Source organism: Companilactobacillus sp. FL22-3 (assembly GCF_054881455.1).
In genome coordinates, this window is the sequence record NZ_JBTYYZ010000009.1 from 64,158 (window position 1) to 75,524 (window position 11,367).

Annotated in this window: 12 protein-coding genes; 5 read left to right on the forward strand and 7 right to left on the reverse strand. The window is 37.5% G+C overall.

What is annotated here, in order from left to right:
- Window positions 1-341: 341 nt before the first annotated feature.
- A complete protein-coding gene (locus ACYT32_RS09205) occupies window positions 342-905 on the reverse strand; it encodes a hypothetical protein (protein WP_395265847.1) in 564 nt (187 codons plus the stop codon).
- A 128-nt stretch (window positions 906-1,033) separates the two neighbouring features.
- Here ACYT32_RS09205 and ACYT32_RS09210 point away from each other — a divergent pair, with 128 nt between their 5' ends.
- Together ACYT32_RS09210 and ACYT32_RS09215 are read left to right on the forward strand one after the other, a co-directional pair.
- On the forward strand, window positions 1,034-1,540 hold the full coding sequence (locus ACYT32_RS09210; RefSeq protein WP_395265846.1) for a 2'-5' RNA ligase family protein: 507 nt from the start codon (window positions 1,034-1,036) through the stop codon (window positions 1,538-1,540).
- 79 nt (window positions 1,541-1,619) lie between these two features.
- Complete coding sequence (locus ACYT32_RS09215) at window positions 1,620-1,901, forward strand: iron-sulfur cluster repair di-iron protein, ric (protein WP_461793419.1); 282 nt, start codon at window positions 1,620-1,622, stop codon at window positions 1,899-1,901.
- Window positions 1,902-1,985: 84 nt separating this feature from the next.
- Here ACYT32_RS09215 and groL read toward each other — a convergent pair whose 3' ends face one another.
- Together groL and groES are read right to left on the reverse strand one after the other, a co-directional pair.
- A complete protein-coding gene (gene groL / locus ACYT32_RS09220) occupies window positions 1,986-3,617 on the reverse strand; it encodes a chaperonin GroEL (RefSeq protein WP_395265844.1) in 1,632 nt (543 codons plus the stop codon).
- A gap of 51 nt (window positions 3,618-3,668) precedes the next feature.
- Window positions 3,669-3,953 (reverse strand): co-chaperone GroES, encoded by a 285-nt coding sequence (groES, locus tag ACYT32_RS09225; protein ID WP_395265843.1) that lies wholly within the window; start codon window positions 3,951-3,953, stop codon window positions 3,669-3,671.
- A gap of 131 nt (window positions 3,954-4,084) precedes the next feature.
- Between groES and ACYT32_RS09230 the strand changes: the two genes are divergently transcribed.
- Complete coding sequence (locus ACYT32_RS09230) at window positions 4,085-4,711, forward strand: CPBP family intramembrane glutamic endopeptidase (protein WP_395265842.1); 627 nt, start codon at window positions 4,085-4,087, stop codon at window positions 4,709-4,711.
- Window positions 4,712-4,787: 76 nt separating this feature from the next.
- On the opposite strand, the gene ACYT32_RS09235 is transcribed toward ACYT32_RS09230, so the two are convergent.
- The 3 genes from ACYT32_RS09235 to ACYT32_RS09245 all read right to left on the reverse strand — a co-directional run bounded on the left by ACYT32_RS09235 (window position 4,788) and on the right by ACYT32_RS09245 (window position 7,957).
- Window positions 4,788-6,068, reverse strand: coding sequence for a cation:dicarboxylate symporter family transporter (locus ACYT32_RS09235; RefSeq protein WP_395265841.1), 1,281 nt, complete (start codon window positions 6,066-6,068; stop codon window positions 4,788-4,790).
- A 248-nt stretch (window positions 6,069-6,316) separates the two neighbouring features.
- Window positions 6,317-7,285: a mannose-6-phosphate isomerase, class I gene (gene manA / locus ACYT32_RS09240; RefSeq protein WP_395265840.1), complete on the reverse strand. Its 969-nt coding sequence runs from the start codon at window positions 7,283-7,285 to the stop codon at window positions 6,317-6,319.
- Window positions 7,286-7,306: 21 nt separating this feature from the next.
- The gene (locus ACYT32_RS09245; protein ID WP_395265839.1) at window positions 7,307-7,957 is read right to left on the reverse strand and encodes a redox-sensing transcriptional repressor Rex; all 651 of its coding nucleotides are present in this window, start codon (window positions 7,955-7,957) and stop codon (window positions 7,307-7,309) included.
- Between the two features lie 136 nt (window positions 7,958-8,093).
- Between ACYT32_RS09245 and ACYT32_RS09250 the strand changes: the two genes are divergently transcribed.
- Window positions 8,094-10,016, forward strand: a complete 1,923-nt coding sequence (locus ACYT32_RS09250) for an ABC-F family ATP-binding cassette domain-containing protein (RefSeq protein WP_395265838.1) — start codon at window positions 8,094-8,096, stop codon at window positions 10,014-10,016.
- A gap of 105 nt (window positions 10,017-10,121) precedes the next feature.
- A complete protein-coding gene (locus ACYT32_RS09255) occupies window positions 10,122-10,976 on the forward strand; it encodes a DUF368 domain-containing protein (protein ID WP_395265837.1) in 855 nt (284 codons plus the stop codon).
- A 53-nt stretch (window positions 10,977-11,029) separates the two neighbouring features.
- On the opposite strand, the gene ACYT32_RS09260 is transcribed toward ACYT32_RS09255, so the two are convergent.
- On the reverse strand, window positions 11,030-11,359 hold the full coding sequence (locus ACYT32_RS09260; protein WP_395265836.1) for a metal-sulfur cluster assembly factor: 330 nt from the start codon (window positions 11,357-11,359) through the stop codon (window positions 11,030-11,032).
- Window positions 11,360-11,367 lie beyond the last annotated feature (8 nt).

Sequence of the window (11,367 nt, forward strand, 5' to 3'; positions counted from 1 at the left end):
AAAAGGGCCTAAATCAAATCGTGTTGATGAGAACCATTTCTAAGAATCATGCCTTAATTGATATGATTCTTTTTTTTCGCCCTTATAAATTGAATTCATATAAAAAATGTCTTCGACTCTTAAACTCAAAATGACCACGCTTTAGTAACTTGCTTTTTCTATTGATTCTTTAAAAAAATATTGTACAGAGCTGGTACCCCCCTTACTTTTCTTGGCTGTTAAGTAATTGTACCTACTATATTTTTTATTCAATTATGTTTTGAACTTCGATCGTAACTTTGTGGTAAAAAAAAACGTGTCGATAAAATAATCTACCAACACGATAAAGTGTAAACCAATTTTTAGTTTGCCTGTTTCACCATATCAACATTAATTTCAGCTTCAGAAGAAATCAAGTTGATGACATATTCAATCGTCTCACTATCATCCCAATCAGCAGAAAGGTCAAGATAAGCCTCTCGTCCATCCTGCAAAGATACATCTAAATAATAAGGTGTTGGTAAATGAAACATAATTTTAGTTGGAGCATTGAACGATCCGCCAAGAATATTAGCCGGCGCATTCATCTCCTGACCCACAACCACTGTTGCGCTTTTAATATCAGTTAATTTGAAGCTTTCCTGACTCTCACTAAAGGGGAATAAAACTGACTGCAATCTAACGCTATAATTTTGATAATTGAAACTACGGATCTCTTCCTCATTGATATCCCAATATCCGTAATAATCGACCATACTACGTGCATACAGCGACGCCACGATAACTACTGCTGCAGCACCTAAAATCACGGCTAAGAGCATTAATTTGGTAAATATGAACACTACGATTCCTATTATTAATCCGATAGCTAAACTAACTATCATTGGTACATTATTGATCTTTCGACCAAAGGCAATCCTATCCATTAATAATTCTCTCTTCTAATAATTGTTTGCTAAAGTATAATTTTATACTTTTCAAAGCTCGATTGGAAATATAAAAATGCCAATTTAGATATAATAGAAAGATAATTTAAGTTAAAGGTGGCAATCGCATGCGCTCAATTTTAATTTTCCCCGAAATGTATAACTACGAAGCAATTCAAAAAGTCAGACAGCAATTTGATCCGTTATCCGAAAATATTCATCCCCATATCACGTTAGTCTTTCCTCTTGAAAGTAATTTAACTAATGAAGACCTCGCTCAAATCGTAACTCAACGAATAAAAGGCACAAAATCATTTCCAGTTACTTTTGACAAGTTAGGTTCTGATGGCAATGGTTATATCTGGTTGGAGGCTAGTCACGGTCAAGAACGTTTAATTAAATTACATGACTTACTCTATCAAGATGATAATTTGAAACCATTTTTACAGACTGACTTAAAATACATCCCTCACATCACCTTGGGAAAAGTTGATCCACTTCAAAGTGCCCAAATACTCGCTAATTTAGCAATCAAAGAATTAACCTTCTCTACTTATATCGACCAAGTAGAAATCGAAACTATTTTAGATAACAATGATTCCAAAATCATTTTTCGCCAATCGCTAAAAGATTGAACATACTTGATATTAATCAATTAATAACTCTCCAAGTTACTTTATACTCAGTTTATCAATTAAAAGCGAGGTAAAGGACATGTCACAAATCAAAGATTACTTAACCGAAAACAAAGATCAATTGGATACATTTACATCAGCAATCACTCGAGCTCATGGTAAGAATCATCCGGAAGTCTTCGAAGTGAGAGATATCTTCGTCAACATCGAACAAAAAATTGCTCACGGCGATGAAAACTTAACCGCTGACTTCAATCGCTTAACTGATGTCACAAATAACTTTGCCATACCTAATGATGTTTGCCCTGTATTTCAGGCAACCTACCAAATGCTTTCAGAAATGAACCATCTGGTTGCATAAAAAACTAAAAGAGCAGTCGATAATTTCCAATCTGGATTTTATCGACTGCTCTTTACTATTGATATTTATTTTAAAGGGAACGAATTACATCATTCCGCCCATACCACCAGCAGCTGGGTTAGCAGCAGGTGCAGCAGGTGCATTTTCGTCAGGTTTGTCAGCAACAACAGCTTCAGTTGTCAACAATAATGAAGCAACACTGGCTGCGTTTTGTAAGGCTGAACGTGTAACCTTAGTTGGGTCAATGATTCCGGCATCAACCATGTTTTCCCACTTGTTCGTAGCGGCATTGTAACCAATTTCGTTCTTTTCATTCTTGATATGTTCAACGATAACTGAACCTTCCATACCGGCATTTTCAGCGATTTGGCGAAGTGGTTCTTCAAGAGCACGGGCAACGATGTTGATACCTGTTTGAACGTCTCCTTCTTCGCTAAGAGCGTTAACCTTGTCCAAAACGTTCATCAAAGCTGTACCACCACCAGCAACGTAGCCTTCTTCAACAGCGGCACGTGTAGCGTTTAGGGCATCTTCAATTCTGTACTTACGTTCTTTCAATTCCGTTTCAGTAGCAGCACCAACTTTAACAACGGCCACACCACCAGCTAATTTAGCTAGACGTTCTTGAAGCTTTTCTTTGTCAAAGTCTGAAGTTGTTTCACTGATTTGTTTCTTGATCAATTCAACACGTTCACTGATAGCATCTTTGTCACCAGAACCTTCAACAATAGTTGTGTTGTCCTTTGTAACTGTAACTTTACCAGCTTGACCTAATTGGTCCATAGTTGTGTCTTTTAGTTCAAGGCCAAGATCAGAAGTAATAACTGTACCACCAGTCAATGTAGCGATATCTTCTAGTTGAGCCTTACGACGGTCACCAAAACCAGGAGCCTTAACAGCAACAACGTTGAAAGTACCACGAATCTTGTTCAATACAAGTGTTGGCAAAGCTTCACCTTCAATATCATCAGCAATGATCAAAAGTGCTTTACCTTGTTGAACAATCTTTTGTAGCAATGGCAAGATATCTTGGATATTTGAAATCTTCTTGTCAGTAATCAAGATATAAGGGTTATCAAGGTCAGCTTCCATCTTATCGTTGTCTGTAACCATGTATTGTGAAATGTATCCACGATCGAATTGCATACCTTCAACAACGTCAAGTGTTGTATCAATACCTTTTGATTCTTCAATTGTGATAACACCATCGTTACCAACTTTTTCCATAGCGTCGGCAATCAAATTACCAACTTCTGGGTCAGCTGAAGAAACTGAAGCTACTTGAGCAATATCTTTCTTACCTGAAACTTTGTGTGAAATATTGTGAAGTTCGTCAACAGCGGCGTTTGTAGCCTTTTCGATACCTGTTCTGATACCAACAGGGTTAGCACCGGCTGTAACGTTCTTCATACCTTCTTTAACGATTGCTTGTGTTAAAACAGTAGCTGTAGTAGTACCGTCACCAGCAATATCGTTAGTCTTTGAAGCTACTTCGGAAACTAACTTAGCACCCATGTTTTCGAAGTGGTCTTCCAATTCAATACTCTTAGCGATTGTTACACCATCATTTGTGATTTCTGGTGAACCATAGCTCTTTTCAAGAACAACGTTTCTACCTTTAGGTCCGATTGTTGTCTTAACTGTGTCAGCTAGTTTGTTAACACCATCTAGCATCTTTGAACGTGCATCTTCTGAAAATTTAATTTCTTTAGCCATTAATTTTCACACTCCATAATTTAAAATATATTTTTTCTTGTTTAATTTCGATTAATCAACGATTGCCATGATATCTTTTTCATGAAGGATCAAATATTCGTTATCTTCGTATTTAACTGTTGAGCCTGAGTACTTGTCAAAAAGAACTTTGTCACCCTTTTTAACGTTCATTGGCAACTTAGTACCATTATCAGCAACTAAGCCTTCACCAACGGCAACAACCTCTGCTGTTTGAGGCTTTTCTTTAGCGTTGTTTGCTAAAACAATGCCACCGACTGTCTTTTCTTCTTCTTTATCGACTGTTACAATGACTCTATCTCCAAGTGGTTTTAACAATTTAAATACCTCCAATATATTACCTTAATGTTTTTTTAGCACTCAACTATCTGTTGTGCTAATCACAAGTTTTATATTAACATTATATTGTGAAGTTGCAAGTATTTACCTTTAAAAAAATGGAGGAAATTATGTCCTATCGTACAAATCAGTTTTTCACATTGCTGGCCTATATTTTGTTGCTGTCAGTTGGTAGTTTTTTATCGATCCTCAAAATAACTGGCACAGCATATTTTGCCACAATCACCGTTGCGGCTTTGGTCGTTACTGGAATCATGATGTATTTGGTCAAACAAAGTGGTCCATTAGAGTTTGAGAAAAAAACTGACCTGAATCATGCTCTCCAATGGATAATTATCGGAACCTTGGGGGCATTGGTCGTTCAATTTGGAATTGGCTTTGCGGATAAATTAATTTTTCACGTCAGTACAGAATCACAAAATACGCTCAACTTGTTATTGATGGTCAAAGCTTATCCATATTACTTTCTTTACGTTATGATTGCCGCCCCTATCATGGAGGAGATCATCTTCCGGCGCGTCTTCTTTGCTAACTTGATCAAACCAACTAATATTTACGTTGCTGCGATTATCGCTGCGTTTCTCTTTGCTTTTATGCATCAAGACACTCGGTTCTTAGTATATGTCTGTATGGGACTTTGGTTCTCATATGTTTACTACAAATCTCAAAATATTTATATCAGTGCCGGCAGCCATATCGTTATGAATGCAATTGTTTTAACTTTGCAGATCATCTAAAAAAAAGCCTACCGATTTTTCTCGGCGGGCTTTTTGTGTGTGTTTAAATTGTTTCTAACTACACGGAGTTTTCTCATCAGTCCCCACGTGTATAAGCTGCAACGTACTTGGCACGTTTTTCTTCGTCAAATTCCTTCTCACTTTTGGCAATAATGACGGTCGCAAGTGAATTTCCGACAACGTTAACGGCAGTACGTCCCATATCTACGAGACGGTCGATACCCGCAATGAAGGTCAAACCTTGCATTGGTACACCGATAGTCGATACTGTGGCTAGGAGTACAACAAACGATGCTCCAGGAACTCCGGCCATCCCCTTAGATGTTAACATCAATACCACCACAAGGGTAATTTGTTGCCCTAAAGAAAGGTGAATATTATACGCTTGAGCTAAGAATAAAGCGGCTAAAGATTGATAGATAGCAGAACCATCTAAATTAAAAGTATATCCGGTCGGAATAACGAAAGATACGATTCCCTTTGATGATCCATAGTCTTGCATCTTTTTCATCATCTTTGGTAAAGCAGCTTCCGAACTGGCAGTAGTAAAAGCTAACATAACTTCATTTTCGATGATCCTAAATAATTCATAAAATCTTACGTGGAATAAGTGTCCTACGGCAGCCATTATCACAAAGACAAAGAATGCCATCGTTGCGTAAGCTATCACGATAAAAAGTGCCAAAGGTTTCAAAGAATTGAAGCCCATTTCTCCAACTGTAACTCCAATCAAAGCACAGACACCAATCGGTGCTAAACGCATTACCCAGTTAGTAACTTTAAACATAACATTGGCAACGGCATTCAGCGTATCGGTGATAATTTGACCTTGCTTGCCGATTGAAGCTGTTCCTAATCCAAACAGAACTGAGAAGAAAATAATTGGTAACATGTCACCCTTACCGAGTGATGCAAAAATATTGGTTGGGATAATACTCATGAGAATCGACCAAATTCCCGAATGTTTAGCTGTTTTGGCAGTAGCAGCATATTGACTAATATCCGAACCTTTTAGGCTGTGAATATCAATATATGTACCAGGATGCGTAACATTAGCAACTAAAATACCAATAATGATCGCTAATGTTGTCATAATCTCAAAATAAACTAAAGTCTTTAAACCGATCCGACCTAATTTTTTGATATCGCCCATATTGGCAATACCCACGGTCAAACAGGAGATAACAATTGGCAAAACAATCATTTGAATCATTGAGATAAACATAGTCCCAATGTTCTGCATTACTTGAATGGCGGCTTTATTTTGATAAAAAATTTGTCCTAAGACAATTCCCAAGATCAGGCCAATAATAATTTGCCACCCTAAACTGACTCGAAAAAATCGTTGTTTCTGCAATTTTAAGTCCCCTTTTTTGAAATCTTAATTTTAATTATAGATGACTTTTTAAAGAATGGGGAATTGTTAACGGTTCCAAATTAAATATTTTTTTATTTTATTAAAATGTACGAACTAAATAAATAGTCTTTACCAAGATAGTTCTACTTTTGCTTAAATTTTCATTAAAAAAATACAGAATATACGGATTTATTTTTCCGCTATTCTGTATTGATGAACGATTTTTAGTTTTTTTCTTAAAATTGAGTTTACTTTTCGCCAGATTCTGAAGCGATGATATCCAAGTCACCTGACAAAGTCCAAGCATCAACTGTGGCTGGAACAATCAAGTGGATACCCTTCTTCAAATCATAATCTTGGCCATCAACTGTAATCTTACCAGTACCATTTAGAACTGAGATCAAAGTGTATTTGCCAATTTGATGGTGAAGCTCAACAGGTTCTTTGATCTCCCAGTGATAAACTGAGAAGAATGGTGAAATTGGTGGTTGAACAAAGGTTGTGAACTTGTTTTGGCCGACTTGTTTGGATTCAATATCAAGTTGAGGATCTTTATGAGGCACGGTAATAGTATCCTCAGATTGTTTGATATGTAGATCACGTTTCTTTCCAGTAGTCTTATCAACCCGATCATAGTCATACAAACGATATGTTGTATCACTGCTTTGTTGGGTTTCTAAGACCATGATCCCCTTATTTAAGGCATGAACCGTTCCACTTGGTACATAGTAGAATTCGCCCGCCTTAACTGGGACTTTTCTCAAAAGATGATCCCAATCGCCTGATTCGATCATTTGGTCAAGTTCAGCTTTATTCTTAGCATTGTGACCATAGATCAAATATGAATTAGGCTCAGCATCGATGATATACCAGCATTCTGTCTTACCTAATTCATGTTCATGCTCAGCTGCATAGGCATTGTCTGGATGAACTTGAACTGAAAGACTGGCTTCAGCATCTAAGATCTTAGTTAACAAAGGAAAAACTTTGCCTTCTGGATTACCAAATAATTCGCTGTGATTTTTCCAAAGGTCATCAACATATTGTCCAGCAAATTCGCCATTTTCGACTTGTGATCTACCATGTGGATGTCCAGAAATTGCCCAACATTCACCAATCGTGCCATCAGGAATATCATAGCCAAACTTAGTTGCTAATTTTCTGCCACCCCAGATTTTTTCGTGGAAGACAGGTTTCAAGAATAATGGTTCACTCATTATAATTCCCCCCAAAGGATTTTAATTTGTTTCTTCTGTCATTGACTTATCACGGTCTAAGAAGAAGATCAACGTCTGCAATTCATTTGCCAAATCGACATAATGAACGCGGATACTACTTGGTACATTGATAATAACCGGTGTAAAGTTTAAGATACCGCGAACGCCAGCCTCGGCTAACTGATCAGCGGTCGTTTGGGCAGCGTTAGATGAAACTGTCAAAATGCAGACATCGATCTGTTGCAAGTTAAGTTGTTCTTTCAGTTCGCTAATATAGTAAACTGGTACGCCACTCTTAACTGTACCGACAATTTCCTTATTGATATCAAAAGCTGCCGCAATTCGCACATTATTAGTCCGAGAAAAGTTATAATTTAGTAAGGCGTTACCTAAATTACCAACTCCCACTAATGCGACGTTGGTTCGTTTATCTTGATTCAAGAGCTTCTTAAAGAAAGCCACTAAATCGTTTACATCGTAACCGTAGCCACGTTTCCCAAGTGCACCTAGATATGAGAAGTCACGTCTAATTGTAGCACTATCTATCTTGACCCCTTCTGATAATTCGCCAGAGGAGATTTTTTTTGTGCCTTCATCCTTGAGAAATTGAAAGTAACGATAATAAATTGGTAAACGCTTTATTGTTGCGTTTGGAACTGTTGTTTTTGTCATAATTTACCACCATATGTGTGTCATTTCACTAACATTTATAGTAAATAAAAATCCAAAAAAACGCAATACGTTAAACCTATAAAGGCACAAATTATTAATTAATGATAAAATTGTGAAGACATAAAGGAGTTATATTTTGATTTTATTACAAGCACAGAACATTACGAAAAATTTTGGTACCAAAAAACTTTTTTCCAATGTCAGTTTTGAAATCCAAGACAATAGCCGAATCGGTTTAGTTGGACGTAACGGCGTTGGAAAATCTACTTTGCTGAAGATCATTTCAGATCAAGAAAGTTATAACAGCGGCAATATTGCGTTGAAAAAAGACACCAATATTGGCTATTTAGCACAGGATTCAGGTCTGAACAGCGATAATCAAATTTTCTTAGAATTGGAAAAGGTATTTGACTACCTCAAAGAACAAGAAAAAAGGATGCACGCACTTGAAGAAAAATTAGCTGATCCTAATGCTGATGATTACGAAGATATCTTAAAACAATATGATCAACTACAAAATACTTTTCGCCAAGAAAATGGTTACGGTTATCAATCAGAAATCCGCAGTGTCCTAAAGGGCTTCGGTTTTGAGGAAGAAGTTTGGCAAAATAAAGTCTCGACGCTTTCTGGTGGTGAAAGGTCACGTTTAGCGATGGCTAAAATGCTCTTGGAACACCACGATATCTTACTCTTGGATGAACCGACCAACCATTTGGATATCAACACGGTTGAATGGCTAGAAAATTATTTAAAGGGCTATCGAGGTGCTCTAGTCATCGTCTCTCATGACCAGTACTTCTTAGATAAGGTCGCCAATGAGATCGTCGAGATCAATCAGCATTCCTCAACTCACTATTCCGGCAATTATAGTTTCTACCTGCAAGAAAAGAAAAAGAATCAAGACATTGCTTGGAAACATTATGAAGAGCAACAGGCTGAAATCAAGAAGGCCGAAGAGTACATTCAAAAAAATATCGTTCGTGCATCAACTACTAAGATGGCTCAAAGTCGTCGTAAAAAGTTGGAACATATGGATGTTTTGGAAAAACCTGGCAGTGACCAAGGCTCAGTCCACTTCTCATTCAATATCGATAAAGAAAGTGGTAATGACGTGCTTTTGGTTAAAGATGCAGCCATTGGCTATGATGATCAGATCATGTCTGAGCCAATCAATCTGGATGTAAAAAAAGGTGAACGAGTTGGTATCATTGGTCCTAACGGAATCGGCAAGTCAACTTTTCTCAAATCAATTTTGAATAAGATACCTTTAATCAAGGGTACTAGCCAATTCGGCGCCAACGTTCAAGTCGGTTACTACGATCAAAATTTGAAGGGCCTAGATCCTAAAAAAGACGTGTTGCACGAAATCTGGGATCAATACCCACGTCTCGATGAACAAGTTATCCGCAATAAATTAGGTGCCTTTCTATTCAGTGGCGACGATGTCTTGAAACCTGTCGCGGGACTATCTGGTGGTGAAAAAGCACGTTTGACGCTCACTAAGTTGTCGATGGAAAACAATAATTTCTTGATTATGGATGAGCCAACTAACCACTTAGATATTGATAGCAAGGAAGTGCTTGAAGATGCCTTAAAGAGCTTCCCTGGCACCGTCCTCTTCGTTTCACATGATCGTTACCTCTTGAACACTTTAGCCAACAGGATCGTCGATATTAGCCCTCACGGCAGTACAATTTATCTGGGTGATTATGATTATTATCTGGAAAAAACGACTGAACAAGCTGCTCCAACTCAAACAGCTCAAGCTTCCAACAACGTTAGTGAGAAAAAAATTGAGTATCAACAATCAAAAGAGCAACAAAAACAAGAACGGAAGTTGCGTCGACAAGTTGACGATTTGGAACAACAATTAACTGAACTAGAAGATAAAACTAAAGCTATTCAGGCCGAAATGACTAAAGAAGAAAATATCACTTCGTACAGTAAATTAGCTGATCTGCAAAAAGAGTTGGATGAAGTCTCGGCTAAACAAGATCAGATTGAAGAAGAATGGACTGAAAAGTCGATTGAATTGGAAGATTTCAAAGATCAAGAATAAATTACAATCATTACCAACAAATAAATTCTTTGAACGATGACTTTTATTTGCTATAACAATTTTAATTTGATATTGTGAATAAAATTATATTAATAAAGAGGACCTATGAAAACAAAACGAGATAACTTTATCATTCGCTTTTTTAAGGGTGTGATCATCGCTTTAGGATTCATTCTTCCGGGGGTTTCTGGGGGCGCTTTAGCCGCAATTTTAGGAGTTTATGAACGGATGCTGACCTTTATGGCTCATGTCCGCGACAACTTCAGACGAGATTTTCTCTACTTCGTTCCTATTGGTATCGGTGGAATCGTCGGTATCGGCCTATTATCAAATCCTTTAGAATATTTATTAGAGAATCACCAAATGGTTGTTCTCTGGGCTTTTGCCGGGATCATCTTTGGAACCTTGCCAACCTTGGTAATTGAATCAACTTCACGGACTAAACGAGACCGAATCGATCTGCTTTGGTTCTTCTCCATGCTGATTGGTGGCGGAATATTCTTATTCTTCATTAGTGAGATCTTAGGCACAATTCCTGCCAATTTCTTCGGTTTTATCGTTGCTGGGGCTCTGATTGCTTTAGGAGTATTAGTGCCCGGATTAAGTTCTTCCAACCTTCTTCTGATTATTGGGTTATATGGACCAATGTTAAAAGGCTTTAAGAACTTTGACTTGGGAGTCTTTTTACCAATCGCCATTGGTGGAGCGATTACCGTTTTGACCTTTTCCAAAGCTATGGAAAGTATTATCCGCCATCATCACTCACGGGTATACCATTTTATCCTTGGTATCGTCATCGCTAGTACGATTTTAATTTTGGTACCTAATCCTTATATCAATGGTGGTATATCCTATCAAAATACCTCGTTGATCGATTGGACCATTGGCCTAGTTTTATTCTTGATTGGAATCATCTTAGGTTTATTGATGAGCCGTTTTGAAAATATGGCTAAAAGCTAATCAAAGCAAAAGCACTGTATTTACTCGAGTTTTCGAATAAACGCAGTGCTTTTTTAATTGCCTAAGTTTCCCGGTATTCCTAATGAGATTCTCGCATACCGGCTCATCATTGAAATATCCCAGACTGGATACCACACTAGTTCCACTACACACTTATCGATACCATCGACTGATTCACTGGCCTCTTTGATCGCATCATCTAACATGTCACTCAAGGGACAACCCATTGTCGTCAAGGTCATGGTTACAGTTGCCTTGTTTCCTTCAACTTTTACACCATAGATCAACCCTAAATTAACTAGGTCAATTCCTAGTTCCGGGTCGATCACATCTTCCAGTGCTTCCATGACCAGTTTTTCTTTTTCTGTCATTTTCTCTGTCATAATAATAT

Coding starts and splice junctions, on each gene's coding strand:
- ACYT32_RS09255 (WP_395265837.1), top strand. CDS start 10,122: ATGAAAACAAAACGAGATAACTTTATCATTCGCTTTTTTAAGGGTGTG.
- ACYT32_RS09245 (WP_395265839.1), bottom strand. CDS start 7,957: ATGACAAAAACAACAGTTCCAAACGCAACAATAAAGCGTTTACCAATT.
- groL (WP_395265844.1), bottom strand. CDS start 3,617: ATGGCTAAAGAAATTAAATTTTCAGAAGATGCACGTTCAAAGATGCTA.
- ACYT32_RS09260 (WP_395265836.1), bottom strand. CDS start 11,359: ATGACAGAGAAAATGACAGAAAAAGAAAAACTGGTCATGGAAGCACTG.
- ACYT32_RS09230 (WP_395265842.1), top strand. CDS start 4,085: ATGTCCTATCGTACAAATCAGTTTTTCACATTGCTGGCCTATATTTTG.
- manA (WP_395265840.1), bottom strand. CDS start 7,285: ATGAGTGAACCATTATTCTTGAAACCTGTCTTCCACGAAAAAATCTGG.
- ACYT32_RS09215 (WP_461793419.1), top strand. CDS start 1,620: ATGTCACAAATCAAAGATTACTTAACCGAAAACAAAGATCAATTGGAT.
- ACYT32_RS09210 (WP_395265846.1), top strand. CDS start 1,034: ATGCGCTCAATTTTAATTTTCCCCGAAATGTATAACTACGAAGCAATT.
- ACYT32_RS09205 (WP_395265847.1), bottom strand. CDS start 905: ATGGATAGGATTGCCTTTGGTCGAAAGATCAATAATGTACCAATGATA.